Annotated in this window: 1 protein-coding gene; it reads left to right on the top strand. The window is 48.5% G+C overall.

Annotated elements, in window-relative coordinates:
* A partial coding sequence (locus AAOP42_RS00285; RefSeq protein ID WP_349526454.1) for a hypothetical protein occupies positions 1 to 233 on the top strand: 233 nt, incomplete at both ends.

A 233-nucleotide genomic window follows, 5' to 3' on the forward strand; every position in this document is an offset into this window, starting at 1 on the left:
TGTAGTTCAGTCGCTGATATAGACGTTACGTTGAGCGATCCATCCATTCCAACCTTGTCAGGTAATGCTGAGAGTAACCCAACGGCCTGTTCCGGCACAGACGGAAGCATTACGTTGACGACCGGCAACCTGTCAGACGGAACATACAGCGTATCTTATGAAGATGTTTCTTCGGCAACCCAGACGTTCAGTATGGTAGTATCGGGCAATGTTGGTATGATCAGTGGATTGAG

It is taken from the genome of Reichenbachiella sp. MALMAid0571, from assembly GCF_040151475.1.
Taxonomy (GTDB): Bacteria; Bacteroidota; Bacteroidia; order Cytophagales; family Cyclobacteriaceae; genus CAXBNB01.